Genomic DNA, 26,714 nt, shown 5'->3' with positions numbered 1-26,714 from the left:
GCCGGATAAAGAAGCCGCAGTTAGAGGTTATTGCGAAAGCGCCTCGCGCCACCAGGCGCCGGGCCGCTGCGATGCAAGCCGGCTCGAGCGCTGGATCGCCGCGAATGACGTTTTCTGCCCAAGCTCCTGCAACGGTTTCAAAGATGACCGGCAAGCCATGGGTTGCCGGATTCCGCAATGAGCCGGGCATCGGCGCTGGCGGCGTGGCGCCGGGCGGCAGCCCGAATTCCAGATTCAGTATTCCAAGAGCCGGTGGGATTTTCGATGCCATTTTTCTGAACCCTGTTCGAATGACGTAACNATGCCGCTGTCAGTCTTAGATCTGCTGTAAGCTTATGCGGCAATTCCGATATGAAGTATCTCAAAACCGTAATGGATGGGCCAAGAGCGGCTTCACCATGCCAACCGACCATCTCCGGAGACGTCTTAAGGACAGGTGGCGTAAGTCACCACGACGGGAATCGCCACCATGTGAGATAGAGGGCGATAAGCCATAGCAAGGGCGCAAACATCAGTAGCGACGCCACAGCGGCAATATTTGCGTCTCACCCCGATCTCGCAGTCCCAATTTCATGCGGCCAGCGTCGCCTCGACCAGGTTCACCCAATAGCCGATGCCATAGGGCAGAGCTTCGTCGTTGAACTCATATGCCGGATGGTGCACGGAAGCGGTCGGACCATTACCAACGAGAATGTAAGCGCCCGGCCGCACCTCCAGCATGTAAGCGAAGTCCTCCGCTCCCATACCTGGCTTGATCTTGTCGTCTACAAAGGCTGGCCCCACGAGACCGCGTGCCGCCTTGACGGCCAGACTGATCCCCGCAGAGTGGTTGAACACGGCAGGTTCGAGCCGCCAGTGCTTGAACTCGATTTCTGCCCCAAATGCGCGCGCGATGCCTTCGGCACATACCTCATCTGTCGTTCGGCGAAGTCCCGCAGGCCGGGTGCGAAGGTCCTGACGGTGCCGACCATTTCAGCGTGTTCTGGAATGATGTTGTAGGCGGTGCCGGCGTTCAATTTGGTGACGGAGATCACGAGGGACTCGAGCGGGTCCCGTACTGCGCGACACCAAACTCTGCAGGCCGACAATGATTTGGGCGGCAATGACAACGGGATCGATGGACCGATGCGGGTAGGCTGCATGGGCGCCCCTGCCCTTCACAACAATGTCGAACTCGTCAACCGCAGCTCCGGCCGGGCCATTGCAAATGCCGAATTTGCCAACCTCCATGCCCGGTTTGTTGTGCATTCAAAAAACCTGGGAAATGCCGAAACGGTCCATGATCCCTCCTGGGCCATCCTTTCGCCGCCCTGTCCATCTTCTTCCGCGGGCTGAAAGATTAAGGCAACGGCCCCTTGAAGTTGCGCGTATTCGCAAGGGATTTAGCGGCGCCCAGCAACATCGTCGTGTGACCGTCGTGGCCGCATCCATGCATTTTGCCTGGTATTTTCGACGACCAGAGCTTGTTTGATCCCTCATTCGATCGGCAGGGCATCCATGTCCGCCCTCAGCCCGATCGTTGGTCCGTCTCCGCCTTCGCCCTGAATCAATGCGACGATGCCGGTTTCAGCTATCCCCGTTTCGATGTGATTGATACCGAACGAAGCCAGTTTCTCGGTCACGAACCGCGCTGTATTGTGTAACTGATAGCCGAGCTCAGGATTCTGATGCAGGTAGCGGCGCCAGTCGGTGGCTTCGCTCTGGAGATCCCGGAAACTCTCACCTGTGCGCATCTGTTTCGTTCCCAATGACAGCTCTTATGGCGACTTCACGCCCCACGACCGTTCATGCTTTATGTTAGACACAGGGCCCAGCACAAACCGTGCAGATTATAATCCAGCCCTATTAGTTATGATCGGATAAGCCTCTCATTAGCGGATGCCTCCGGTGAGCCGAGCGAGCGTGGTGTCAGCGCTTGCTCGCCACAGATCGCCAAGACTCCACCCCATATCGTCACGAACAGTTATCAATCCTCCAACGCATAACGAAGGCGAACATTCCATAACTTCAAGGGGTGGCACTGTTCGAGAGCGCGACTTAATGACGTAAGGCTAAGAGGCTTACAGAGGATCAGCCGAGTGGCCGGCGCGGAAGCAGATCCAAATTCGCCAGCGACCTTTGCGCCGCTCACGAACCCGACCTTTCGCTCGATCTGGCTCGCCTCGCAGGTTTCGAGTCTCGGCTGGCTGATGCAGACTGTCGCCATCAGTTGGCTGATGGCGACGATTTCGACTTCCGATCTGATGGTCGCGCTGGTGCAGGCATCGTCGAATCTGCCCGCGCTTATCTTATCTCTCTTCGCTGGGGCCATCGCCGATAACTTCAGCCGTCGCAGGGTCATGTTCGCGGGCCGGTGCCTTATGGCGACAGCATCTGCGATGCTGACGGCTTCAGTAGTGCTCGGCTTTGTCGATCCGTGGATGATCCTCGGCTTCAGCTTCTTGATCGCATGCGGCGCTGCTCTCAACGATCCTGCCTGGCAAGCGTCGGTTGGCGACATCGTCGACCGACGCGATGTTCCCGCTGCCGTCACCCTGCTCTCCGTCGGCTTCAACACCGTTCGGACCGTTGGCCCGGCGCTCGGCGGCATTGTGGTAGCCTCGTTTGGGCTTGTGACAGCTTTCGCCATGACCACACTCAGCTACCTGGTCCCTCTGGGCACCATATGGTGCTGCAAGTGGAAGGTTCGCTCCTCACCGCTCCCGCGGGAGTCGATAAGGACGGCCATCTATGACGGGCTGCGCTTCACGGCTCTGTCTTCGGAAATCAAGGCTGCGACCGCGCGCGGAACACTCTTTGGCCTGGCTAGCATCGCCATACTCGCGCTGCTGCCGCTGGTTGTCCGCGATCGGTTGGTGGGAAGCGCCCTCGCTTATGGCTCCCTCATGGCCGGCTTCGGGGCAGGCGCCGTGTTCGGCGGAATTCTCAATGGCATGCTCAGACGCATCGCGTCGCAAGAGCGGGTGATGACGCTCTCCTGCGTCGCCTGCGCGGCGTGCTCGCTCTCACTTGCGCTGACCTCTTCGATTGCGGTGGCGGCAATTGCGCTCGCCTTGGGCGGCGCGGGTTGGGTCACCGCCTGGTCCGGACTTGGCGTGAGCGTTCAGCTGGCGAGCCCGCGATGGGTCGTGGGGCGCACCATCTCGATCTACTATGCTCTAGTAGGTGGAGGGATCGCGGTGGGAAGCTGGGTGTGGGGCACGGTGGCCCAGAACCAGTCCCTGACCTGGGCGCTGGCGGGCTCCGCTGGAGCCTTGCTGCTGGTCGCTGCAGCTGGCGTCCTGTTTCCTCTTTGCGAGCGCCGCGAGTCCGAGCCCGACCCTTTGGAAGAATTCAATGCCCCGGCTGTCGCACTTAATCTGAAGCCGAGAAGCGGTCCCATCGTTGTGAAGGTTGAGTATTTGATCCTCGAGAAAAATGTCCAGGCTTTCCTGGACCTCATGCGCCAGCGCCGGCACGTGCAGAGCCGCGTCGGCGCCCGGCACTGGACGCTCCAACGCAATCTTCAAGAGCCTTCAAAATGGACAGAGACATCCCGTACGCCGACCTGGACAGACTACCTTCGCCTGAACCATCGCCTGACGGAAGCAGACAAGGAATTGGACGAGCGTGTCCTCCAGTTGCATGCGGGAGAGCTTCCACCTCAATTTACGCTTGCGATCGAGCGGACGACTGGCCCTCCTCGCAAAGCCGAGCCATCGACGCCCTACTTTCCCCGCCATTGATGTCTCACAAATGTGAGCCCGATCGGTCTGGACGATGGACGGCATGGCCGGTTCGACTTAAGCGATGCCAGACAGTCGACCGGCCCATACCGAGGGCTCCATTGCATTCCGCCACCAATGAACAGGCCCTGCAGGTGAGCGGCACCATAGGCCGCCAGCACCTTCCAGGGATCAACGTGCACGCGCCCTCAAAGCAGGACGGGGCGCTCAGGGTTGACCGCCACTCCGTGAATCTCAGCAGGCGATGCGGCGGCCGGCGGCCGCAGCAAGCGAGAGACTTCGAGCTGGTTCTGCTCGGGGCATCTCCGCCAGGCAGAGTGCAATCGCCTTACTTGCTCAACCCAGGACTGTAGGGGCTTCAGTAGGCGCCGCTCAGCAGGCCCGCAAGCCCGGCGTATTTTCTTTCCGATGCTGGCATCGGTGTCGATCACGACAATCGTCCTGCTCATGCCGCCATCTCCCCTCCTCGGCCAGCGCCCCGATTTATGGCCGCGACATCGCGCCTGCTCGACTTGAGCGTCACCGAAGTCCTGAAGGGGGCCGTTCCTTCGACATGCAGGCAAATGCGTCAGACTATTTTGGATTACCAAAGGTTATCCAAGGCTGCCCTCGGCATTCGGGACATGGCATCCGATGGGTCTGATCGATGATGAAAGTGATGAGGTGATCGGCAGCTGGATCGAATCCAATCCCTTTCGGCGAACACCGCCGACATCAGCAAGCTAAGACCACAGTCGGCATAACGGTACCCGGGGTTCCCATAATCAACGGGGCTAGCACTGTTCGGGCCTCGATCTTACCGTCACGTACTAGCTTTTTATTCGATGCCTTTGGGTGAGTCGTCCAGCGCTACCTTCGCGGCACAAGATAGCAGCGGTTCGACTCGTCAGACCATGACTGCTGTCAGTTGGGTCAGCTCTGGTTGACAATTCACAATCGTGCGTGGTGTCGCTGACACTCGGCAAAGGGAGAAAGGATAGCTGCAATGAGATTAAGTGAATATGTAGAGTACGATGCGACCGGTTTGGCCTCTCTCGTGAGCGCTGGTGAAGTGACTGCTTTGGAACTGACGCGTTTGGCCCGCAAAGCCCACGAAGAGGTCAATACGCGCATCAATGCTGTCATCGAGTTCTATGAAGATGCTGAGACCGTTCCTGGCTTCGACGCAGGGCGCTTCAATGGCGTACCATTCCTTCGCAAGGACATCGGCGAAACCGAAGCTGGCCGCCTCCAGGAAAAGGGAAGCCGTCTGTTCAAAGGCTGCCGCTCCGATACTGATAGCTATTTCTTTCGTCGCGCGCGGGAGGCGGGGCTTCGGACTATAGGAAGAACGACAACGCCGGAGCTTGGAGCTACTGTAATGACCGAGTCCATTCTCAATGGCATCACCGGTAATCCATGGGATTTGGCACGCTCCGCGGGAGGCTCCTCAGGGGGGGCAGCAGCGGCGGTGGCCGCCGGTATAACTCCTATTGCCCATGGCAGCGATGGCGGCGGGTCAATTCGGATCCCGGCGTCCTGGTGTGGGCTTATCGGGCTGAATCCCTCCCGAGGCCGCGTTTCCGGCGGCCCGAACAATCAGGACGAAAGCTTTGGTCGCAGCCGTACGTTTGTTTTGTGTCGGACTGTGCGCGACATGGCCGCCGCGTTGGACGAATTTTCTGGCCCCCATCCCGGCGATCCATTTATCATTGTCCAGCCGAACCGTTCTTATGTGGAGGAGCTCTCACAGTCAACCGGTCGTCTGCGGGTCGGGGTCGCGAGAACGAGTTGGGGCGCGATCAACCTCGAGCCGGAAGTGTTGCACACCGTTGAGGCCACGGCAACTCTGCTCCACGAGATGGGGCACACGGTAACCGATATCGAGCCGCCATATGAGCCCATCGAGTACAGCAGAACATACACCGGCGCGTCAACCGCTCGTTGGCTCGAAGAGGCGGCGCGTGCTATGGGGCGCACTATCAGCGCAGACACCTTAGAGCCGGTCACCCTCAAATGGTATGAGTATGGACGCGATGTGCCTCTTTCCAGGGTGGAGGGCTTACAAGAGGCCCTCCGGAAAATGCGTTTCCGCGTGGGCGAGGCGATCCATGCCTTCGACATTCTGCTGACTCCAACAATGCCAATCGTGGCCGTCTCGCATGGCGGTATCTATTCTGCGACCAATCCAACGATCTCTGCAAACGAATACGTGGAAACGAATGTGGCGATTTGTCAGTACACTGGTGTATTCAATGTCACCGGACAACCGTCCGTATCGTTACCTTTGGCACAAAGCGCCAGCGGGCTGCCGATCGGTATTCAGATCGTCGGCCGCTTTGGCGACGAGGCCACACTGGTCCGTGTCGCACGCGATCTGGAGGAAGCCAGACCGTGGCGCCACCGGCGACCACAAGTTCGAGCGGGGGGAAGCTGACGATCACCCTCTATTCTAAAGTTCGAATCTGAATGCGAGCGATCTTCCGCAATCTAACGCTGCGAGATGAATGTCGAGATCGTTGCGAGGTGCACGAGCGCTTCAATGCCGCTGCCATCCGTGAACTGCGAGACGCACATCGTCCTTGCGCATCCCGAATGCCCGCCTGAGGTTATTGCCGCAGCGCGGTGGGAATGCTGCGATATGAGCCCGGAACATCGACGTCCAGAAGCTCGGCGGACAGCCGGTGATCGTCGCTGCGGGGCTGATGCGCCGCGGCTCAACGATGCTCGGGGAGTAGGAGCCCTTCCTGAGCTTGGGGATACGCAGCTCGACCGTGCCGGCCCGCGTCTCCCAGTCGCGTTCGCGATAGCCGTCTCGCTTCGCTAGCCGCAGCGGGTTCTTCTCGCCATAGCCGGCGCCGCTGGCTGTCCCCACCTCCAACTCCATCGGCCGCTCGGCGGCACAGCCGATCACCTCGCGCGAAAGATAGGCGTTGGGGGTCTTCTCCACGAGCTTGCGCAGGTTCACAATGCCGTCGGTCATCGGCGCTTCCGAGCGGCTTCGTCGCCGCCAACCTACACCACGCCGCGGGACACGAGGACCGCCCTCGTCTCGACGAATTTTGCAGAGGCGGTGCCGTTGAACATCGCAACCTTCCGAAATCGTCGAGATGCGTATTTCAGACGATCGTGAGCACGGATTTCGCGGGATCATGAGCAACGATTTCAGACGATCGTGAGCAGCGATTTCAGGTGATCGTGAGCACCTTTTCGGGGGTGCGGGATGCTTCGGCCGACATCTCAACCGGTCTACAGGATCCCTCGTTCAAAACGAGGAAGCCTGATGCCAACCCAGAGATTGTCGATGCGCCGGATCAGAGAAGTTTTAAGTCACGGGCGCAACCGGCCTGGGCAAGAGTTGGATCGCCTGCGCCCTCGGCCACAAAGCCTGCCGCGACAATCGATCGGTGCTCTATCATCGAGTCTCGCGCGTCTTCGAGGCGCTCGCGCTGGCGCGCGGCGACGGGCGCTATGGCCGGCTGCACAAGACGCTCGGGCGCGTTCAGCTCCTCATCCACGACGACTGGGGCCTGTGGGTCCTCAACGCCGCCGAACGCCGCGACGTCGTGGAAATCCTCGATGATCGCCATGGCCGCGCTTCCACAATCGTCACCAGCCAAATCCCCGTGCAGCACTGGCACGACGTCATCGGCGACCCCACGCTCCGTGATGCGATTCTGGATCGCCTCGTTCACAACGCTCACCGCCTTCAACTCACCGGAGAAAGCATGCGAAAACACAACAAACTCGCCCTCTTGACCCAACCTCAAACACCTGAATCAATAAATAGGTCGGGCGAAGCGGCCGCTCATAATCGCGTGAAATACCTGCTCACGATCAATGAAATGAGCGCTCACCATCGCGTGAAACGGCTGCTCACAATCAGCGAAATGCGCAGTCGAGACGCTCCGTGCCACCGCTGCTAACGACGTTCCAACGGATCCTTCAACTAAATTTATACAATCTTTACGACCCCAAATCGCTGGCAGTGATAGGTTCAACAGCAGCTTAACGGCGGCGTCACCGCAAAAACTGAGGTCAGCATGGCTAAAAAGCTGATGCCGATTTTGCGCTTGGAGCACCGCAGAGCAGCAACGTCGGAGTCCAAACAATGGCAAGAAGAGCGCTCATCCTGGTCGAAGGCACAAGGAGCAATGGTCTGCTATACGTGAAAGCAGCCCAGCGTCTTGGGCTTTATCCAATTACCCTATCGGCCGATCCAGCTCAGTACGACTATCTTGCGGCGGAAAGGCTTGAGGCAATCCGGGTTGATACCGACAATCTTGATGCGCTGATCCAGGAATGTTCCCGGCTGCGTGCGACCTATGACATTGCTGGCATTACGAGCGCCGAGGAGAAGGTCTATGCGGCAGTTGGCAAGCTCTGCCGGCATTTCGATCTACCGGGACCGAACCCCGCATCCGTTGAACGCTGCTGCGACAAATTCGTCCAACGTCAGCTCCTCGCGCAGGCCGGCGTTCCAATCCCTGCCTATTGCTTGGCAACGAATGCGACGGACGTAGAAAGCTCTGCAGCGGAAATCGGCCTGCCGGTGATTCTTAAGCCAGCCGTAGGCGTCGGCAGCTGCGGTGTCCGATTGTGCCGCAATGTCGATGAGTTAGCCGAACATACGACCTATCTGTTAGGCGGGAAGCACATTTGGAGGTCTTCGCCGAGGATATTGGTCGAAGAGTTCGTTCAAGGCCCCCAATATATCCCCCACCTAATGGGAAGTGAGGTCATAGGGATTTCCGCCGCTGACTTCTGGCCCCTGCCGCATTTTGTTTATCGGGGAACGACCTTTCCAGCCCTGCTTACTGCTGAGGAGCATGAGCGTATCGTCGAAGTTTCGCTGAGCTGTTTGCGAGCTCTCGACCTTGGCTGGGGGCCAATGTGCATTGAACTCCGCTGGACGAAGCGAGGCCCAGTCGTTATTGAAGTCAATCCGCGCCTTGGTGGCGGTCCTCAACCGGTTCAGCTGGCTTACGGTGTCGATCTAGTCACCGAGCATATGAAGCTTGCCATTGGCGAGGAATGGAATTTGCGCAGAAGGCATTCGCACGTTGCGGCGGTGCGGAGCCTAGTTCCTGATCGCGATGGCATCCTCGATTGGATCGATGGCGACCGCCGGGCGGCTGTTGTACCAGGTGTGGCCGAGGTCAAATTTTTTGTTAAACCCAACACGCCAATCGTCAGGAAAGGCGATTACCGAGACTCTTTGGGATATGTCATCGCTGCTTCGCCCAGCCATGCCCAAACCGAGGCGATACTTCAGCATGCCGTCGAGTTGATCGATTGGTCGATCACACCATTTCCGATCCCGGGCCGAACAGGAACAATCTGCGCCGGCGGAGTTGGCACCACATAATATGTAATCGCCGCCGAAGATTGCAATTGAGCAGGAGGGGGGCGGGTTTTTTTGACGGGGTCGTCACCCTGGGCAAGAGCAAGCCGCGTGCCCGCAAGCGGTCGACGATTATCTCACGGCGCGCGGCTATGTTCTCCGGCGTTGCACGGTTATCCCAATTCGCTGCGGATGACGGTCGGAAGCGAAGAAGCCAATCGCGGCGTAGTCGCCGCACTTGCCGAGTTCCTGAAAGCCAGTCATGTCGAAACCCCTGTTTGAAAAGATCGCCTTGGTCGGCATCGGCTTGATCGGCTCTTCGCTGGCGCGCGTCATATGCCGCGAGGGACTGGCCGGCCATATCGCCATTGCAACTCGTAGCGCCGAGACCCTGAACCGCGCCGAGGAGTTGAAGCTCGGCGACGGCTACACGACCGACGCCAAGGAGCCGGTGCGCGGGGCCGACCTCGTCATCGTCTCAGTGCCCGCCGGTGCCTCCGGCGCCGTGGCTAAGGAGATCGCACTGGCGCTTAAGCAAGGCGCTATCCTCACCGATGTCGGCTCCACTAAAACCTCGGTGATCGCTCAGATGCAGCCCTTCGTGCCGGAGGGCATACATTTCATCCCCGGCCATCCGCGGGTCGACACGGAGAAGTCAGGCCCTGATGCGGGCTTTGCCGAACTGTTCGAGAACCGCTGGTGCATCTTCACGCCGCTGGAAGGCACCGACCCGCCGCGCTGGAGAAGCTCTCCGAATTCTGGCGCCGCTGCGGCTCCAACATCGACACGATGGACCCTCAGCGCCACGACATGATGTTGGCGATCGTCTCCCACCTGCCGCACATCATCGCCTACAACATCGTCGGCACGGCGGACGACCTGGAGACGGTCACAAAAAACAAGGTCATCAAATATTCGGCCTCCGGCTTTCGCGATTTCACTCGCCTCGCCGCTTCCGACCCCACGATGTGGCGCGACGTGTGCCTATACAACCGCAACGCGATCCTTGAAATGCTGGCGCGCTTTTCGGAGGATCTCGCCTCGCTGCAGCGGGTGATCCGCTGGGACGAAGGCGACAAGCTGATCAGTGTCTTCACCCGCACGCGCGCCATCCGCCGCTCGATCATCGAGGCAGGGCAGGATATCGACATGCCCGATTTCGGCCGCCGTCGGGCATCCGCAGGTCGTGCAACAGCAGCAGTACAAGGCCCCGGGCGTCTGCCTCGCAGCGGCGCCATAATGGTCTCCAGGGGTGAGTAGGCCGCAGGAATCTCACCGGCCGGCCTCATGTGGATGGAAACCGATCGTCTCGGCGAGGTCGGGGATTCGACCACATCAATACGCGACCTCCCGATTCAATCGCCGCCACGACCGACTGATATCGGCCGATAGCATTCGCGAACTCCGCTTGGCTAAGACCATGCGCCTTCCGTTGGTCGACTTCAATGGGACCAGGCGAATATGCCGAGGCGATCGAAGTGTCTTTTGCATGCCTGCCGGCCTTGACGAAACCGGCAGACCAATCGAATCGAAATTCGATAACCAAAAACTGGTTAGCTGTTACTCGCGCGAGCCCGCCGACTAGCCGCCAAGGCTTAGCGTCATTCTCAACTGCGCGGCGGCACGACTGGGCCGACATTGTTGATTTAGTTGGATCAGGATTGGGCGATGACGCTGGGCTTGGCGTTCGCCGGTGGTGTTCGAGACCAGTCCTTTGTCGGTGTGGTTCTATCATGCTCTGAGCGCGGAACGGCTTCCGGCGATCTGCATCGACGATCCGCACGCCAAGGCCGTGCTCGACATGGCGCCGAACAAGACCGATGCGGCGACGCTGACGGTTTGGCCCATCTGGCCGAGGTAGGCTTCTACCGGCGAGGTCCGTGTGAAAGGTTATGACAGCATGCTGATTCCGCACGCTGGTGGCGCGCGAACCAAGCTGATCAGGATCACGACCGAGCTATCCAATCAGATCCGCGGGCTCATGAAGACGTTCGGGCTGGTCCTTCTTCGAAGCAAAGGCGGTAAGTTCGAAGAAAATGTCCAGCGCCTGCTGGCCGGCCAGCTTGCGCGCATCATCTTACCGGTTCTGGAGGCCTGGCGCAACGTGCGCATCCGTGCCGCCCAGCTTGGCCGTCAGCTTGTCGCCAGCGCCCGGCAGAGCGAGGCCTGTCAGCTGCTGGTGTCGTCCCCGGGGGTCGGTGCGGTCACCGCAACCGCTGAGCTGTTCAAAGGGCGACCAGGTCATGGCCTGACACAGCAAGCTCACATGCGCCTGCCCTGAGCCGCGTCGAGGCGTCCCGGCCGGGACGTGGGCGAGCCACTCCGACTACGCCGTTGCACCTTCGAGCTGCTGTGCCCGTCGCGTGCGTTTCACACCTTGGAAGGCTCACCCGCGAAGCCCATCATGCGGCGGCTGAATGCCGACTGCGAAGACGACACTGCCCCGGCAAACGACAGACCTGACGCAAAAAAGGGCTTGCATTTTGCAGCGCGACTAGACGACGGGCTTGCTCGCCAATCAACGTCGACTAAATCAAAAATATCGGCGTGGATCAGACACTGACGAGCAAAGAACATGGTTCCACCTATCGCCGAGGAAGCGCCCGGGTCCGAACGCGTCACGCCTTATGACGAAGCTCACTTCATCATCTATCTTTTGCTGCTCGATGGCGGCGCCGACGGCGCCACCGAAGAGAGGAGATGTCCTGCGTCGTCCTCGGGATCGACCCGGCAATGGAACCCGAGCGCGCGCGTAAAGAGTTGCGAAGTCCTCTTGGACGGGCGCACTGGATGACCGAGACAGTTTATCGGGATGTGCTTGCCGGCAGTCTTCCGCGCCGAGCTTCAAGTCTCTACGAAATGAGGAACTGTCTGTAGCCGCCGCCCATCAGGCAGTGGCCGCGTCGGATGGGGCGACGCACCTGATCGCGGAGATGGCCGCCCGGATTGGGCTTGCAGGTTCCATCCTCCCTGGCCAGCGCTTCGAACAGCCACTGCGACAAGGGCCTAGCTAGAGTCCGACCCGCTCAGTGTTCCAGGCCAGCCGGTGTGAATGCTGGACCCTTGGCGTGGCGCTCGGCGATGCGAACAGAAAGCCGAGCATTCTTCCGGTCGCAAAGGCACCGGCCACCAGCCCGCCCTCGTGCTGGACTGCCCCCAGCAGAGCAACGCTGTCGGGATGTCATCCTTACCCCAAACCTCACGCTGACGGCTTTCGGCCGCCTTAAATTCGGCGACCGATCGCAGCTCGCGTATCTCGACCTGACTCATGTCTCCAACTCCTCAAAACGGCTGATCACTGTCTCGAGCTAACCGCGATCAGATTGCGCGCCCGTGCTCGCAACCGTGTCAAGCGTCGTCCGTTTCCAACGGTTCATTTGGATATCGTGAGGGAAGTAACGGGGCTACTGAAGTTCGGCATAGTCGTGGGATGGACATGCTTGGCGCGACTGACAGCTGCATCGAACACCACCCCGCACTGCACGGGCAAATCGCTGCGCAGAGAAAGTGGATTGATCGCACTGAACCCAACCCGCAGATATGTTCCACCTGTACGTCGACCGCTATCAGAGGGAGTAACCCAAGCGCTAATTCCCAAACCACGTCATCGCGGCCAGCGGGGCCGCAGTCTTATCACTCCAACGTCGTTCTCGATGGCGATTTGGGTCCCAAATGGATCCGAGAGCTTCTGAAGACGCTCCAGAATGGCTTTTGCTTGCGGCCCGGTGACCAACCGCGGGATGCCCCGGTTGGCGAACCTTTTCGAGCGCCCTAGCTCGACAGGATAGAGTCGCAATTCAGCAAGCTGGTTTTGCTCAAAGCGGCTGACGGTGACGACGCTCTCGTAGAAGACCGGGCCGGTGACCGCCCCTACGAATCCTTCTGCTGTCGGGTACCCTTTTGCCTCTTCGTCGACTGTCACCTCGGCATCCGTCTCGACCCGAGGGTCCTTGCCGTAAAGGTCGAACATGTCAGCGCCCGCCGGCGTCCGAAGAGGATCATAGAAGAAATTCCCCCAAACTGTAAAAGATCGGCCGGCCCTTGTAGATCTCGATGCCTCGCAACTGGTGCGGTCCATGCACGACATATGCGTCGGCTCCAGCATCAATTAGTCGATGCGCAAACGACTGTGCGTAATCAGGCGCCTCCTGGCTCCAGCCGCCCGGCTCGTGACCGTGGTTCGTGGCGATGCAGAAGTCGGAGAACTGCTTCCCTCGGCGAATGTTTCGTAGAATGTCACCCACATCGCGGGCATCTGGCTCGAACGTGTAACCGACTTTTTCGCCCGCTTTGTACGCTACTCCAGCCAACACGACGCGGTTCGGGTCCTCACGGCCGGGCTCGGTATCGGGCAAGGCATCGCGTACCCGCCTCAAGCTATCGAGCATTTCCGCCGGAACCACGATGCTTCTCGCTAGACGAAGGGCGTTTAGTCCTGGTCGGCCCGGAGCCTCACCAGCGGGATCGCACGCACGAGACATCGGCGTAAACGATGAAGCAAACGACACCAGCGCCACGCGACCACGAGCTGTCTCTAAGAAGCGAGCGGCGGCGGCTTGGGCAAGATTCTCACCCGCACCGGCATGAACGATCCCGCTTTCATCGAGCACTCGGCTGGTTTCGCGCATACCCTCAACGCCCCAATCGAGCGTATGATTGGTAGCGCGACTCACGAGGTTGAATCCCATCGCCTTCAGATCAGGTCCGATCTGCGGAAGGCTGATGTGATAGGCACCCCCGTACTCGGCTTGCGGACTTCCCTTGAATGATCGGATATCGAATATGTTCATTTCCATGTTGCCAAACGTGACATCGGGATCACGAAGGATCTCCACGATTTCACGGAACCCGGGATGTTGGTATTTGGTCAGTGGCCGCGACAGGATGAGGTCGCCAACTGCTACCATCGTGAAGCCATCTCCCACGTTGGTTGCGATCGAACCAACCGTATCATAGCTACCGCCCTGCTGGGCCGGATGAGAGCCGTTCTCGTGTGAATGTTTCGCCACAGACTTTTCCTTATTTCTTATTGCCGTACCTGGCACGAATTCGGTGTTCGTTTCAGCGGTGCGCTCGAGATCTTCGTCGGGTGAAAGGCTCCTGTGGCTATGCCACAGGAGGAGCGAAGAATGGCCACGACACGCCTATTTGCCATCGCACCAAGTCGGCACCGCCATGCGGCAACGCTCGACAGCAAGCGGACAGCGTGGCTGAAACGCGCACCCGCTCGGCGGATTGACGGGGCTTGGCACCTCACCCAGCACAGTCTCCTCCAGCCGAACCCGCGTGTACATTTTGCCCGATATTTCCGACGACCAGGGCACGCTCTACGCTTTATGGATTGGCAGGGCGTTCATGTCGGCCCTCAATCCGATCGTCGGGCCATCTTCGCCATCACTATGAATCAGGGCAGCTATTCCCGTTTCGGTGTGATTGATGCCGAACGAGGGTAGCTTCTCGGTCACCAACTTTGCCGTGTTGTGTGGCCGGTAGTCGAGCTCAGGATTCTGGTGGAGGTAACGGCGCCATGCGGTTGCCTCGCTTTGGAGATCGCGGAAGGTCTCAGCCCATGCGTGTACAATCCCGACCTTCGCTTTCTATGGCCACTTAGCGCCTTCTTTTGGGTGAGGATCAGCCGCCGGGCCGTTTGCGTCAAATTCAGTTTGTATATTCCGGACATCTGGTAGCAAGATGGGCCGAAGTCGGTGATGCTGTTGCACCGCCAGCTTTTTGGGTCTCCGCTCCGCCAGGAGGGCGGCGAGATGAAGTCCGGCCGAATTCTCCTGGTCGGCAAAACTCAACGCCGATGCTGCGTGCAATACTATGGCCGCCGTGCGCTTGCGCCATTCAACAAGGACTCCCATTCGACATCGACAGTTAGGATGACGGGCATGTCCTGCACTTCGAGTCAAACATGGCTTCCCGGAGCGCACTCCGTTTAGACCGGATAGGCAGCATAGGCGATAAGGCATAGGTATACGCTTATGATTTATGACTATGACTTCCGATCCGTTCTCCCATCCGCCGCGTGTTGAGTGGCACGCCGAGCGGGCATTTCGTCCAGCCAGCTCTTTTTGACGTGATCGAGAGGGCAAGGTGCGGACTTATCGCTCACAGTGGTGCGGATCGGCTTGCTGCGGATGATGCCTTCGAGGCCATGCCTTTCATCAGGCGGGCACCCGTGCAGCGGGCGCCATCGAGGCTTTCGCGCTGCAGCTGCCGCCAGACCTTGCGAACGCCGTAGACGCAGAAGTTCGCCTCGAAGACGCACTGGAATTCATCCTTCAAGTCGGCGTCCCGTTTTGCCCGAGCAGAGAGCCGGGAAGCATCGGCCCGCTTTGCCCTATGAGCTTGGTAGGTCGATGGGGCGATCGGCAACACCTTGCAGATCGGCTCGACCCCATACGCCCCATTACGCGCCACGATGATCGTCGATGAACGCGACCATGGCCTGAACCGGCGAGCTCCGCCTGGGCAAAATACGCGCTCGGCTTGCGCAGGATCTCGTTAGCCTGCCGAAGCTCGCGGTTCTCGCGTTCCAGAGCCTTCAGCTTCGTCGCCACATCCGTGGGAAGACCGGCGCGCACGCCACTGTCACGCTAGGCCTTCTTCACCCACTCATGCAGCGTCTGCCCCGTGCAGCCGATCTTGGCGGCGATCGACGAGACCGCGCCAGCGCGAGGCGTGCTCGCCTTCGTAATCCAAAACCATCCGAAGAGCGAGAATGGCTTCGACGCGCCGTGTTGACGCGTCGACGGCATGGTCCACGCTACATTAAGCGATTCAGCCGCTTCGCACGGGAGCACATCCGGGGAGCATGAACCATCAGCCAAAAAGAAACAGGAAAGGCAGAGGCGGAAGCAAGGCCGACGAGACCAAAACCGACCTGATCGCCGTAAACGATCGCGAGCCTCGTGTTCTTACAATCGGGCAGGCAAAAGCGCTGGCTTCCGGTCCGTTCGAGGTCGCTAATTGTTCCCTGCAGTCGGGCCTGAGGGGCACGGTGGAACAACAGACCGGCCATTCCGCTGGGCTACATCGAGCAGCTCTATACCTTCGCCGATCGCAACCGGATCGGCGCCGGGCAATGTGTGATCTCGATCAGCTATCTCGCGCTCACCCGGGAAGAAGATGTGACGGGTCGGCCAGGCGCCGCTGGAGGAGCTGGTACGATTATTTCCCGTGGGAGGACCACTGCTCCGGAACTCCACCGGTGGTGTGGGACATCTTGCGGCCGCGGCTGATCGAGTGGCGGAGAACAGCGCGACGCGAGCGCCGTCAGCGGGCCGCTTGCCTTCGGCTTCAACGACCGTCGGACGGAGCCGCTTATGGCCTGATCCATATCCCGCCGGGCGGCAGCAACCGTCCCTTCGCGAAAGAAATCGCCATTGCCGAGACCAGCGACGTCTTCGTAAAGGCGGTCGAGATGATGAGCCGCTGTGTGTAAGCGATGCGCTGGAGGCGGCCGGCCTCTCGGCACGGCCGTTCGCGATTGTCATGCGACCGGAGGTCGCCCGTTTCCTGCCGCACCAGGCAAATGCCCGCATCTTTAATGCGGTCAGCAAATCACTTGGCATCGAGGATGAGCACATCATCAAGACCATTGCCGACTATGCAACTCGTCAGCCGCGACGATCCCCCTGTCGATCGAGCCATGGGGCGAACCCGTTTCGGGCGGGCGAGAAACTGCTGCTAGAGCAGATTCGACTTATTCCGGGTCATATCCGGCTGCTGAGAAATAATGCCACCATTCCTCGGCGCTGAACGCCGAGAGGCAGTTGGCCACGACTGACCAGAGTTCGTCGATGGTTCGGGCTGCAGCTTTTCTCAGGAGGGCCTTGAGCTTGGAGAACGCCATCTCGATCGGGTTGAAGTCAGGCGAGTGGCGGCAGGAACAGGAGCCGCGCGCCAGCTTTCTCGATCGCCTCGCGCACGCCCCTGATCTTGTGAGCCGGCAGGTTGATGGGGTTGTCTAATCGCGGTGGTGACGTCAAGCATCTTGCACTTCTGAGACGCGTGTGCCGGGTGCAGGGTTGTCTTCGCGGTCGACATCAGTCGCCGCATGATGGAGCCTCGCGGGAGGAGCCTTCAAATGTGGACGACGCACTCTGCTGAACCAGCGGTGCACCCCATCAAGCGGAATGGCTCTGCCCACGTCCCGGCAGGGACGTCTCAGGCGCTCAGATCTTGAACGCGATCCGCAAAATCTCATGCTGTGGCTCCTGCGTTCCGATCGAAGAACTCGCCGGCCTTCAGCATCGCATGCATTGTCGCTGCCAGTTTGCGCGCTACGGCAACGGCGGCTCGTTTGAAGCCGACCCTCTCCCTGAGTTTTAGACCCCAAGTTCGCAGGCCGCTATCAGCCGAACTGCGGGTCAGAATGACCGTCGCAGCTTCGTAGAGAAGCCCTCGCAAATGACGATCGCCCCGTCGGGATATGTGGCCATCATAGTCGACCTTTCCCGATTGGTATCGTTGGGTTGTCAGGCCAAGCCAGGCGCCGACGGAGCGGGATTTCTTGAAGTTGTCCGGCTCCTCAATGGCGGTTACGAAGGAAGTTGCGGTGATCGCGCCGACACCGGGGATCGACATGAGGATCTGACACGCTCGGCTTTGACGCGCACCAGCGACAAGCTGACGCCCGAGTTCAGCGGCCCGAACGCGCATGCTGCGCCAGGCTTCCAGCATCGGCAGCACGATAGGAGAGAGCCCGTTCTGGGCGACAAGGAGATTGCGGACATTCTTCTCGAACGTGCTTCCTTTGCCGGCGGGAACAAGCAGTCCGAATGTCTTCATGACACCCCGGATCTGGTTTGAGAGCTCGGTCGTGATCCTGACCAGCCTAGTGCGTGCCGCAACGAGCGTGCGCGTCAGCATGCTGTCGAAGCCTTTCACGCGCACTTCACGAAAGAACCCCACCTCCGCAAGATGGGCTAAACCGTCCGCATCATTCGCGTCGGTCTTGTTCGCGGCCATGTCGAGCGCTGCTTTGGCATGGCGAGCATCGATGCAGATCGCGGGCAATCCCTCTGCGTGGAGCGCATGATAGAACCACACGGATAAGGGGCCGGTCTCGAACACCACACGTTTGACCGATGGTGCGCGTTTCTGGATAAGGGAGGCAATGAGCTTCGGATCGGAAGCGCACTTCCCGCGCCAGATGCGCTTGCCTGAACGTCGAATGGAAACCGCGGTCTCTTTCATCGACACGTCGAGGCCGATATATTCCCTTCCATGGCTGTTCTCCGTTTGATGCTTGGGCCCGGCGTCAGGTCGAGAGCCCGTATCTCCATCTTATCGGGGAACAGCCACCTGCTTCCATAACTGTGCTGGTCAGGGCGACTCGCTCCCGCGATTACCCCATGTGGACGCCCCCTCACGGCATCGCTGTGCCAAAGTGGTGTCGTCGATCATCACTTGAACGGAGGCGTCCATGTTGGAAGTTAACATAATTGGATTGGATCTGGCGAAGAACGTGTTCCAAGCCCACGGTTCGGATGCGTCGGGATCTGTGTTGTTCAGGAAGAAGCTTCGCCGCGGTCATGTGCTTCGGTTTCTGGCTGCTCAGCCGGCCTGCACGGTTGCCAATGGAAGCGTGCGCCGGCGGCCATTACTGGGCGCGGGAGATTGCGAAGCTGGGGCACGATGTTCGGCTAATCGCTCCGGGGTACGTGAAGCCTTTCGTGAAGCGGCAGAAGATGGGATGGTTGCCGCCCTCCCCAGACGGCATCGCAATGTGCCAAGTTCGTGGTGTTCAACGCCACGAGAAGGAGAGGACGGCAAATGAAAGATACAATGATCGGGGTGGACCTGGCAAAGAACGTTTTCCAGCTTCACGGCGCGACGATGACGGGGCATTTGAGGTTCCGTAAGAAGCTGACGCGATTTCGGTTTCGGCAGTTTTTGGCAAGCCATGCGCCTGCCGTGGTGGTGATGGAGGCATGCGGTAGCGCCAGTTATTGGGCACGGGGAATGGTCAAGCTTGGCCATGAGGTGAAGCTGATCGCGCCGCAATATGTGCGGCCCTTTGTCAAACGACAGAAAAACGATGCTGCGGATGCTGAAGCAATCGTTGTTGCAGCACAGCGCCCTGACATGCGTTTTGTCCAGCCGAAGTCGGAAGATCAGCAGGCCTGCGCTGTGCTGTTCCGAACCCGGGAGCGCCTTCTCCATCAGCGCACCGAGCTTGTGAATGCTCTGCGTTCGGTGCTGTATGAATATGGCGATATCGTTCCGAAAGGAATCGCTCACATTAAGCGGATCGAGGGCATCCTGGAGGCACCCAGCAGTGACCTTCCCGAATTGGTACGCGGGGAATGCCGCGACCTGATTGAGCAGATTGCCGAGAAGACAGCTCGGATCGACGTCAAAACGGTAAAGGCCAAAGCCCTTTCCCAGGCGACCGATATAGCGCGGCGACTGCAGACAATGCCTGGTGTCGGACCCCAGACCGCGTTGGCGATCAGCGGTTTTGCTCCCCCGATGGAGAGCTTCAAACGCGGCCGAGACTTTGCGGCCTGGCTTGGCCTCGTGCCACGCCAATACACCTCCGGCGGCAAGGAGCGACTTGGACGCGTGTCGAAGGCTGGACAGACCGACATCCGATCTTTGTTGATCATCGGCGCCATGTCACGCCTGACAGTGCTAGCCCGCAAATCGATCGTCGAGGGATCACGGCTGGAACGGATGCTGCGTCGCAAGCCGCTCATGCTGCTCGCAATCGCGCTTGCGAACAAGATGGCGCGGGCAATCTGGGCGATGATGACGAAGAAAGAAGATTATCGAGATCCGACGCGAGTTGTGGCTGCATGATGAATGCGCATCACTACGCAAGCTGGCGTCGGTGAAGGGGGTGTAGGAAGTCGACGACCTGAATGGGCGCAATGATCGAAAGGATCTGGATCAGGAAAACCAGACATCGTTCGCGAGCTCGAAAAGCTCTTGCAGAAGATATGGACCCGATCCGCAGATCACCATACCGGCCAGCGGCTTCTTGAAAGGCCGCGATGAAAAGGCCTGAGAGAAGAACGCACTCGATCACCAAGCATATCAGGTTGGAAACCTTCTTGCATCGCGGGCGGCAACCAGAGAAGAACGATGCCGCTGACGCCGAAGCGATCTGCGAAGCTGCGCAACGGCCGACCATGCGATTCGTAGCGGTGAAGAGCGAAGATCAGCAGGCTACGGCTATGGTGTTTCGCGTTCGCGACCTGATGGTTCGCTAGCGGACGCAAACCATCAATGCGATACGGGCCATCTTGCCGAATTTGGGCTGGTGGTTGCGCAGGGCCTCTTCCACGTAACCAAGCTTATCGCAGAGATAGAGAACAAGGATTCTACCATCCCCGAAGCCGCCCGCCAGATCCTGCCTCTGCTCGTCGAACAGTTCCGCTCTCTGGATGAGAAGGTGGCAATGCTCGACCGCGAGATTGCCCGACGCGCCAGGGATGATGCGGAAGCCAAGCGATTGATGACCATCCCCGGCATAGGGCCGATTAGCGCGACGGCCGTTGCCGCGTTGGCGCCTTCTGCCAAGACCTTCAAGAGAGGGCGCGACTTCGCGGCAAGGCTCGGCCTCACGCCGCTGCAACGTTCCTCAGGGGGAAAACAGAAGCTCGGTGAGACGTCCCGAATGGGCGAGCGAACACTGCGCCGGCTGCTAATCATTGGAGCCAGCGCCACCGTGCGCGTAAGGTGCGGCGGTAGATCCTTGGCTCTCGCGCATGCTGAATCGCAAGCCGCTCATGCTGGTGATCATTGCTCTGGCCAACAAGACGGCACGTATTGTGTGGGCACTGATGGCCAAGGGCGGGACCTACCGGGCACCGGCCTTGGCGGGATAGTCCGCTCCTCGAGCGGGCTGCCAAAGTGTAAGAAAGTCGAACGGAGAGTATGGCGCTACGGTCAATGAGACGGGATCGGGAAGACCAGATCATGGATACGCGCCTTGAGCGCGCCAGATTGAATTGGACCCGTTCCGCGAACTCCCATACGGGCCCGCGGCATGTCGAACGCCGCATCAGAGGCCGGACACATGTCAGCACCCGACCACAGGCCGATCTCTTCGAATTCTTCTTCTTGCACCAACGGAGGCATCCACACATGTCCATGATCACCACGTCGCCAGGCTTGGGACCGGCACGAGCATCTGCTCGACATAGGCCAGGAAGCTACGACCGTTGATCGGCCCGTCGATCACGCAGGGTGCCTCGATCCGGTCACAGCCAGGGCCGCCTGGAAAGTGAGCGTGCGCCAGCGCCCGTACGGCACCTTGGCCACCAGCCGATCGCCACATCGGCAACGGCCGTGCAGGCGGGTCATGTTGGTCTTGGCCCAGGTCTCGTCGATGAAGATCAGCTTCTCGGGGTCGAGATCGAGTTGACCATCGAACCAGGCGCTGCGGCGGCACAGGACGTCGGGACGCTGCTTTTCGGCGGCGTGCGCCGTCTTTTTGAACGTGATGCCGTGCCGGTCGAGGAACAGCCAGACGGTGAACGGCACTACCCGGACGCCTCGCTCGGCTGCGAGGCGTTCACCCATCTCAGCAACTCGTGATGTCCGGCGTCTCCTCGATCAGGCCGAGAACGAAGGCCTCATGCGCGTCGAGCTTCGAACGCGACGGCTGGCCTCGCTTGCGCTCCTCCATCTCGTCGGTCTCGCGATAGCGGCGATACCAGATTCCCGCCGTCGAAATCCCGATCCGGAAGCGACGCGAAGCCTGCCGCGTCGACAAGCCATCCTCAATGGACGCAATCACCCGCCCGCGCAGGTCGGCGCTCAGGCTCCTTGTCATCCTCACCCCCCACAGATCACCAGGAGCATCACCAGGAGCAGTGAACCAGACGAAAACTACCGCGTGAATCCCACAACCGACTCTGCGTTCATCAAAGATGCTCTAGCGGCAGCGGGTGCGAGACTTACCGGCGGGGCATTGGCAATCGGATTTTAGTTTCGCAACTAACCGCCCTGTGACTTTTCACATCGGCCCCTTCCGGCGAGGCGCCGCGGAGTCAGAAATCGCTCAAAAGCGCCTGGGCGAATAATTAGCCGGACCGTTCAGTCCTTGGTTTGTCTTGAGTTAGAGCAGATGCGGCTATGCATATCGGCCAACAGTTGCTGCCATCAGGAGAGCGGTCAGTCTCACGGGTTTGGGATGTAGCGGCGGTCCATCTGAAGTGGGCGAATGCTTCTGGCATGCCAAGACTAGCAAGAAGGACGCCCAGATAAGGGCGCCCTTCGGCGAATTGCTTCGAGTCGGCGGTCAACGACCAAGCAAGTCGCCGATAATGCTAATTATAACGCCATCAATGGTTCGTGCTCTGGGCCCAAATCGTCAGAACGAGCGCTGGAAGCGGAGGATGCCGCCGACGCTGTTCTTCTTGTCAGCATTGGTCCAGTTAGAGAAGTCAGCGTCGCCGAACTTGCCAGCGTGCAGGTAGTCGACTTCAGCCGTGATCGTCAGACCAGGAACGATACCGTAGGCGACATTGGCGGCGATACCGAGGTTCTTCCACTCGTCATACGACGCCTGCACGTTGAACGAGGTCTTCTCGTTGAACTTGTAGGTGCCGCCGCCCCAGACTGCCCAGTTGCCGCCCCACTGCTTGTAGAAGCCGCGACCGCCGGCCGGGATTGCCCAGCTCGCATCGGTGAGGTTGTCGTCGGTGCCATAGCCAGCCATGATGAACAGCGACAGTTCGTTGGTGGCGTTCACGTCCAAGCGAATTTTGCCGGCGACTTCTTCATAGTTGCTGTCGTAAGCGATGACGCCGGCGATGGCGCCCCAGCCCTGGGTGTACTTCACGCCGCCGACGATATGCGGAACGTAGCTGTCGATCGTACCGACAACGCCCGATCCTTCTTCGAGCGAGATCACTGCCGAGAAGCCGTTGCCGGCGTCGAAGTAGTACTGGACGACATTGGTATCGAAGCCGCCGTAGGGAACCAGCGTATCCTGGATGACGTTGCCGGCATAGCCGATGAACGTGTCGAAGGCCGATTCGTCCTTACCGACGCGAAGGCCACCGAGCTGGATCCATGCGAAGTTCAGTGTAATGCCCCTGTTGAAGGCATAGTTCTGGGGACTATCCGGTCCCGAATAGGCGTTGCGGTTACCGAAATTGAATTTGGTCTCGGTGTATGTCTTCAAGGTACCGAGCTCGGTTTCCTGGCCGGTCCAGGTCCTTAGGTCAAGGCGGGCGTTCTTGCGCCAGGTGCCCTGGTCACTGCCGTCTTGCACGTCGTGTGTCCGCGCCCCCTCGTACGAGCCGACGTCACCGAGGCCGATGTCGTAACGGACATAGCCGCCGATGCGCAGGCAGGTTTCGGTGCCGGGGATGTAGAAGTAGCCCGAGCCGTATACGTCGCAGATCTTGACGTATTCAGCGGGTTCCGGCTCGGCAACGACGACCGCGTCGGCGGCGCGGGCACCGGAAACTGCGATCAGGACCGCAGCTGAGCCGAGAAGAAGACTCTTGATGTTCATACTTGATCTCCATTCAAAAGTTTAAAAATGGGAGGACGTCGATGACGAACCGCTCCCTGTCCCCACGATCGAAAAAGATGCGCATAGCGCTGCTCCTTCGAAGCGCGAACTTACCCACTGGACCGCTTTGTTCAAGAAAGAAATCCAGAATACCTAGGTCATGTAACCAGGCAAGTTGCAGATTTGTCACAAAAATAGAAGTATAGTTGTACAACCTGAACATGCTGTACATCCATACAAACTGTACACTTGGTAAACCGTTCAATTATACATGAACTACTCCGAGGCGACGAGGACCTCTGGGCGAACTTTGGCGTGAGAAATCCGGTCGCAGGTACGTCAACTTGACGCTGTTAGTGAAAAGGCTCGCGCGGCCGACACGACTTCTGCACTCAAATCTTCTCTGAGCATTTCGATGGGAACGCGACCTCCGAGAAACGGTGAAGGGCGGATCAACCACAGCCACGCCAGTCGGGGATTAGAAATCGAGGAAAGCACATGCCTGATTCCCGGCGCAGGCCTGCCGTCAATGAACTGAGCTAAGGGAAACACATGCCTGCGGGCGCCTCTTCGCAAAGCGACCACATCGTTGTGCCGCTGCCACCAATGCAAAGTGGAGCGCGGTATCCCAAAGGTTCTTTCGAGATATGTCGGTCCTGCAACCGGACCCGCCCACTCTGCAATGCGCGCGCCTTCTCTCGGGCAATCTTCTAGAGCCAAATGCGCGAGCGGGTCATTAGCCAGCCAGGATAATGACGCCACTTCACGGCTCTCGGGGGCGTTTAGGCGTCGAGCTGTTTCGGTCTCGATCCTACCAAAAATCTCGGCGGCCAAGGCTGTCAAGTTGTTAGCAGGACAACCTGAAAGGGCGTTTTCGGGCCGTCTTGTCTCCTCGCATCGGGCAAGGATGCGCTGCACCTCCCTCATGACAAAGCTTAAAAGTTCAGCGTGGCGCGTTTCGTTTCGAGGATCACTCGACTCGCTCATGTACTGCTCCCCGACCGCATCCCTCTCAGCAAACCGAAAGAACATCTGAAGACGCGGCGAACAAATTAAGCCATGCGCATTTTCGCACGCTCTTCAGTCGGCGAACTAGGAGCTGGCCTTGCGATCGGTGCAACTGAGCGCGCTCGGTAACTTTCAAAACTACTAAGGTAAAGTCACCCAAGCGAACAAGACCAATACAATGGAAGGCGTCAGAGTATCCTCTGACGACTCTGTGAGAGGTTACGTCAACCGGGACACACTCTCATCAATATTAGCGGCCCCATTGTACGACACATGCACGGAATCCAAAGACAAGGTTGTAGGATTCGACCCCGGGCATAATTCGTCTTGCTGGCCACGATCAGCACCGCGTCCCCGACTTGCAAAAAATTCCGGATATTGACGGCTATGTTAAAAACGACGCATTTCGCGTTTCGTCAAATTCCGATTGTATATCGAAATCATCTCGGATTCAGATGGCTTGCGAGACAGCCTCATATGCGCCAGCACATAGCCAACCAGCCCCGGGCGACTGGCGGGCGACTGGGGAAGGTCTTCGGCGGCCCCCGCCATGACGCTCGCTACCGTCGACCAATTAGTCCACAACGCCACTACCTTCGAGATAAATATCGAAGCTACAGCGCGCCAGACCGTCGGGCCAAGAAAGGTGAGGCGCTCGTCGTCGCCGCAACACCCGCTGACATCGCCTGTGATTGAAGCGCGCGTCGCATGCGACCTGCGGCTGTTGCTTAGGCTGGAGCTGGTCGGTTGGAAATGAATCATCATAGTTGACCTCGCGCCTAAAGCCGGGGCGGAAGCGGTAGACCGCGAGGTGCCGCGGGTCGGGGGACCAGCTCAGGTCGAAAAGCATAGTAGTCACCCTCCGATCCGTCCAGCTCAAAGCAATGTTCCGCTGCGGCGCAAAGGGATGCGTTATGAGGCGGAAAGAGCACGGCGCCGATATGATGCGGTCGAGCCGGAGAAGCGCTTGGTGACGCGTTCCCTGGAGCGGGTCTGGGAAGAGAAGCTTCGCGCCGCCGAGGTGATCGAATACGATTACGAACGGGATGACGAGCCACAGGTCTTGAACGAGCCGGATCGCGAGGCGCTGCAAAGGCTGGGCGAAGATCTGCCCCGGCATCTGTCACTCCTCTTCGACAACGGCAGCCGAGCGCAAAAGTATCCTGCGCCTCATCATCGGCGAGGTCGTTCCTCGACCAGAAACGGTTCCAGGGCCAGGTCTGGTTCAAGATCCAGGCGAATGGGAGCGACAAGCGCGCACTCTCTCCATAGGCGGGTTCACACCTATGGTGACTACATTGATCTGGAGCAACTGCGGAGCCGAGTGATCGAACTCAAACGCCGCGGGGCAGGATGGACAAGGAGATCCCCGGCGATCTTCAACGCGGAAAGCTTTGTCCCAGCACGCGGCTGCTCGTTCTGCGCCGGCGGTCCGTTGAAGCCGCTCGGAAACACGAAATCCCCGATTGCCGCGGCAGCCGTCCCGTCAGATAAGCGCGCTCTATTTAGGCTATCGAGGCGAAGGTACGTGGCGCACCGCCAGATCCGGCCTCGACGCGCGCACAGAACATTCGGCGCAGATCATCGCGGCCCTGAAGCGTTGGTTCGAGAAGCAGCTGTCTATGGCCCCTTCCGGCTCCCAACTGGCGACCGATATCCCCTATGCGCTCGCTTACTGGCACGGGTGACCAGGTGCGTGGAAGACGGTCGCTTGGCGGTAGACACCAACCCGGTCGAAAACGCCGTCAGGCCGGTGGCTCTGACAAAAAAAATGCACTATTGCGGGGGCATGAAGTCGAGGCCGAAATTGGGCGCTGCCGGACTCCATAAGCAAACTGGGCGACGTCACTCCGGTCCCCTCCAACGCCCGCTGGAGGCTCGACTTCGTCTCCGACACCTTCACCGACGGCCGTCGCTTCCGGGTGCTGGCCGTCGTCGACGACTACACGCGGGAATGTCTGGCACTCATCGCCGACACCTCGCTGTCGGGCCTGCGCNTCGTGCGCGAGCTGGNCGCTGTCATCCGCTGGCGCGGGCGGCCCGCCACGATCGTTTCCGACAACGGCACGGAGCTGACTCCATGGCAGTCCTGCGCTGGTGCCAGCAGACCGGCGTCGAATGGCACTATATCGCGCCGGGTAAGCCCATGCAGAATGCCTTCGTCGAGAGCTTC

Annotated in this window: 14 protein-coding genes, 14 pseudogenes and 1 other annotated feature; of the genes and pseudogenes, 15 read left to right on the top strand and 13 right to left on the bottom strand. The window is 59.5% G+C overall.

All coding sequences use genetic code 11. From position 1 onward, the window contains the following. Positions 1-299, top strand: a 299-nt coding sequence (locus M727_RS41990) for a hypothetical protein (protein ID WP_210163971.1), incomplete at its 5' end; no start/stop codon positions are given. 271 nt (positions 300-570) lie between these two features. Here the strand turns inward: M727_RS41990 and M727_RS38170 are convergent. After that, positions 571-1,733 (bottom strand): annotated as a pseudogene (locus tag M727_RS38170) (M20 aminoacylase family protein). Between the two features lie 345 nt (positions 1,734-2,078). On the opposite strand from M727_RS38170, the gene M727_RS0130320 reads away from it, so the two are divergent. Both M727_RS0130320 and M727_RS0130310 read left to right on the top strand, forming a co-directional pair. After that, positions 2,079-3,725 carry an MFS transporter gene (locus M727_RS0130320; protein ID WP_245269053.1) on the top strand — a complete coding sequence of 549 codons (1,647 nt, stop codon included), beginning with the start codon at positions 2,079-2,081 and terminating at the stop codon, positions 3,723-3,725. A gap of 985 nt (positions 3,726-4,710) precedes the next feature. Next, positions 4,711-6,141, top strand: a complete 1,431-nt coding sequence (locus M727_RS0130310; RefSeq protein WP_027155726.1) for an amidase — start codon at positions 4,711-4,713, stop codon at positions 6,139-6,141. Positions 6,142-6,411: 270 nt separating this feature from the next. Here M727_RS0130310 and M727_RS40875 read toward each other — a convergent pair. After that, positions 6,412-6,687: pseudogene (locus tag M727_RS40875) on the bottom strand (transposase); the annotation flags it as partial. A 346-nt stretch (positions 6,688-7,033) separates the two neighbouring features. Between M727_RS40875 and M727_RS40870 the strand changes: the two are divergent. The 5 genes and pseudogenes from M727_RS40870 to M727_RS40865 form a co-directional block, all read left to right on the top strand. Then, positions 7,034-7,441: pseudogene (locus M727_RS40870) on the top strand (ATP-binding protein); the annotation flags it as partial. Positions 7,442-7,815: 374 nt separating this feature from the next. Beyond that, complete coding sequence (locus M727_RS38165; RefSeq protein ID WP_051505810.1) at positions 7,816-9,072, top strand: acetyl-CoA carboxylase biotin carboxylase subunit family protein; 1,257 nt, start codon at positions 7,816-7,818, stop codon at positions 9,070-9,072. 238 nt (positions 9,073-9,310) lie between these two features. Further along, a pseudogene (locus M727_RS38160) lies at positions 9,311-10,308 on the top strand (prephenate/arogenate dehydrogenase family protein). 433 nt (positions 10,309-10,741) lie between these two features. Then, a pseudogene (locus tag M727_RS38155) lies at positions 10,742-11,266 on the top strand (IS110 family transposase); the annotation flags it as partial. 357 nt (positions 11,267-11,623) lie between these two features. After that, on the top strand, positions 11,624-11,842 hold the full coding sequence (locus M727_RS40865) for a hypothetical protein (protein ID WP_348627192.1): 219 nt from the start codon (positions 11,624-11,626) through the stop codon (positions 11,840-11,842). A gap of 810 nt (positions 11,843-12,652) precedes the next feature. On the opposite strand, the pseudogene M727_RS38150 reads toward M727_RS40865, so the two are convergent. The 3 pseudogenes from M727_RS38150 to M727_RS43395 all read right to left on the bottom strand — a co-directional run. After that, positions 12,653-14,057: pseudogene (locus M727_RS38150) on the bottom strand (CapA family protein). Between the two features lie 135 nt (positions 14,058-14,192). After that, positions 14,193-14,336: pseudogene (locus M727_RS41980) on the bottom strand (oligopeptide/dipeptide ABC transporter ATP-binding protein); the annotation flags it as partial. Between the two features lie 776 nt (positions 14,337-15,112). Beyond that, positions 15,113-15,759, bottom strand: a pseudogene (locus M727_RS43395) (IS3 family transposase); the annotation flags it as partial. Next, positions 15,412-15,534, bottom strand: a sequence feature (AL1L pseudoknot). Its footprint overlaps the pseudogene before it by 123 nt. Before the next feature lie 106 nt (positions 15,760-15,865). On the opposite strand from M727_RS43395, the pseudogene M727_RS43390 reads away from it, so the two are divergent. Together M727_RS43390 and M727_RS43385 are read left to right on the top strand one after the other, a co-directional pair. Beyond that, positions 15,866-16,339 (top strand): annotated as a pseudogene (locus tag M727_RS43390) (hypothetical protein); the annotation flags it as partial. 206 nt (positions 16,340-16,545) lie between these two features. Then, a complete protein-coding gene (locus tag M727_RS43385; RefSeq protein ID WP_245269055.1) occupies positions 16,546-16,812 on the top strand; it encodes a 3-oxoacyl-[acyl-carrier-protein] synthase III C-terminal domain-containing protein in 267 nt (88 codons plus the stop codon). On the opposite strand, the pseudogene M727_RS41970 reads toward M727_RS43385, so the two are convergent. Together M727_RS41970 and M727_RS0130250 are read right to left on the bottom strand one after the other, a co-directional pair. Beyond that, positions 16,757-17,009: pseudogene (locus M727_RS41970) on the bottom strand (transposase); the annotation flags it as partial. The gene M727_RS43385 and the pseudogene M727_RS41970 overlap by 56 nt on opposite strands. Positions 17,010-17,256: 247 nt before the next feature. Then, entirely contained in the window at positions 17,257-18,252 is a 996-nt protein-coding gene (locus tag M727_RS0130250; RefSeq protein ID WP_036263997.1) for an IS110 family transposase, read from the bottom strand. Positions 18,253-18,481: 229 nt separating this feature from the next. Here M727_RS0130250 and M727_RS42585 point away from each other — a divergent pair. From M727_RS42585 to M727_RS40855, 3 genes and pseudogenes are all read left to right on the top strand, one after another. Further along, positions 18,482-18,746: pseudogene (locus tag M727_RS42585) on the top strand (IS110 family transposase); the annotation flags it as partial. An 85-nt stretch (positions 18,747-18,831) separates the two neighbouring features. Beyond that, the gene (locus M727_RS0130245) at positions 18,832-19,860 is read left to right on the top strand and encodes an IS110 family transposase (RefSeq protein ID WP_036263995.1); all 1,029 of its coding nucleotides are present in this window, start codon (positions 18,832-18,834) and stop codon (positions 19,858-19,860) included. Positions 19,861-20,129: 269 nt separating this feature from the next. Further along, a pseudogene (locus tag M727_RS40855) lies at positions 20,130-20,891 on the top strand (IS110 family transposase); the annotation flags it as partial. Positions 20,892-20,952: 61 nt separating this feature from the next. Here M727_RS40855 and M727_RS41965 read toward each other — a convergent pair. The 6 genes from M727_RS41965 to M727_RS43380 all read right to left on the bottom strand — a co-directional run bounded on the left by M727_RS41965 (position 20,953) and on the right by M727_RS43380 (position 25,661). After that, positions 20,953-21,135 carry a hypothetical protein gene (locus M727_RS41965; protein WP_156941688.1) on the bottom strand — a complete coding sequence of 61 codons (183 nt, stop codon included), beginning with the start codon at positions 21,133-21,135 and terminating at the stop codon, positions 20,953-20,955. 108 nt (positions 21,136-21,243) lie between these two features. Beyond that, entirely contained in the window at positions 21,244-21,588 is a 345-nt protein-coding gene (locus tag M727_RS41960) for a hypothetical protein (RefSeq protein ID WP_156941687.1), read from the bottom strand. 1 nt (position 21,589) lies between these two features. After that, a complete protein-coding gene (locus M727_RS41955; RefSeq protein ID WP_156941686.1) occupies positions 21,590-21,841 on the bottom strand; it encodes a helix-turn-helix domain-containing protein in 252 nt (83 codons plus the stop codon). Between the two features lie 540 nt (positions 21,842-22,381). Beyond that, positions 22,382-23,533: a porin gene (locus M727_RS0130220; RefSeq protein WP_027155717.1), complete on the bottom strand. Its 1,152-nt coding sequence runs from the start codon at positions 23,531-23,533 to the stop codon at positions 22,382-22,384. 339 nt (positions 23,534-23,872) lie between these two features. Then, positions 23,873-24,520 (bottom strand): antitoxin Xre/MbcA/ParS toxin-binding domain-containing protein, encoded by a 648-nt coding sequence (locus M727_RS41950; protein WP_245269052.1) that lies wholly within the window; start codon positions 24,518-24,520, stop codon positions 23,873-23,875. A gap of 595 nt (positions 24,521-25,115) precedes the next feature. After that, on the bottom strand, positions 25,116-25,661 hold the full coding sequence (locus M727_RS43380) for a hypothetical protein (RefSeq protein WP_027155715.1): 546 nt from the start codon (positions 25,659-25,661) through the stop codon (positions 25,116-25,118). Positions 25,662-25,781: 120 nt separating this feature from the next. Here M727_RS43380 and M727_RS44060 point away from each other — a divergent pair. Together M727_RS44060 and M727_RS38105 are read left to right on the top strand one after the other, a co-directional pair. After that, positions 25,782-26,273: pseudogene (locus M727_RS44060) on the top strand (hypothetical protein); the annotation flags it as partial. 130 nt (positions 26,274-26,403) lie between these two features. Further along, a pseudogene (locus M727_RS38105) lies at positions 26,404-26,714 on the top strand (DDE-type integrase/transposase/recombinase); the annotation flags it as partial.

Origin of the sequence: Mesorhizobium sp. WSM2561, from assembly GCF_000513915.1 — a bacterium.
GTDB classification, from domain to species: Bacteria; Pseudomonadota; Alphaproteobacteria; order Rhizobiales; family Rhizobiaceae; genus Mesorhizobium; species Mesorhizobium muleiense.
Note: the sequence above shows the minus strand (reverse complement) of the source record. Positions and strands in the feature narration are given on the sequence as shown.

Excerpts from the sequence above, each read along its gene's own strand:
- M727_RS0130310 (WP_027155726.1), top strand. The coding sequence starts at position 4,711 with ATGAGATTAAGTGAATATGTAGAGTACGATGCGACCGGTTTGGCCTCT.
- M727_RS38165 (WP_051505810.1), top strand. The coding sequence starts at position 7,816 with ATGGCAAGAAGAGCGCTCATCCTGGTCGAAGGCACAAGGAGCAATGGT.
- M727_RS40865 (WP_348627192.1), top strand. The coding sequence starts at position 11,624 with ATGGTTCCACCTATCGCCGAGGAAGCGCCCGGGTCCGAACGCGTCACG.
- M727_RS43385 (WP_245269055.1), top strand. The coding sequence starts at position 16,546 with ATGCGACCGGAGGTCGCCCGTTTCCTGCCGCACCAGGCAAATGCCCGC.
- M727_RS0130250 (WP_036263997.1), bottom strand. The coding sequence starts at position 18,252 with ATGAAAGAGACCGCGGTTTCCATTCGACGTTCAGGCAAGCGCATCTGG.
- M727_RS0130245 (WP_036263995.1), top strand. The coding sequence starts at position 18,832 with ATGAAAGATACAATGATCGGGGTGGACCTGGCAAAGAACGTTTTCCAG.
- M727_RS41960 (WP_156941687.1), bottom strand. The coding sequence starts at position 21,588 with ATGGGTGAACGCCTCGCAGCCGAGCGAGGCGTCCGGGTAGTGCCGTTC.
- M727_RS41955 (WP_156941686.1), bottom strand. The coding sequence starts at position 21,841 with ATGACAAGGAGCCTGAGCGCCGACCTGCGCGGGCGGGTGATTGCGTCC.
- M727_RS0130220 (WP_027155717.1), bottom strand. The coding sequence starts at position 23,533 with ATGAACATCAAGAGTCTTCTTCTCGGCTCAGCTGCGGTCCTGATCGCA.
- M727_RS41950 (WP_245269052.1), bottom strand. The coding sequence starts at position 24,520 with ATGAGCGAGTCGAGTGATCCTCGAAACGAAACGCGCCACGCTGAACTT.
- M727_RS43380 (WP_027155715.1), bottom strand. The coding sequence starts at position 25,661 with ATGCCGGGGCAGATCTTCGCCCAGCCTTTGCAGCGCCTCGCGATCCGG.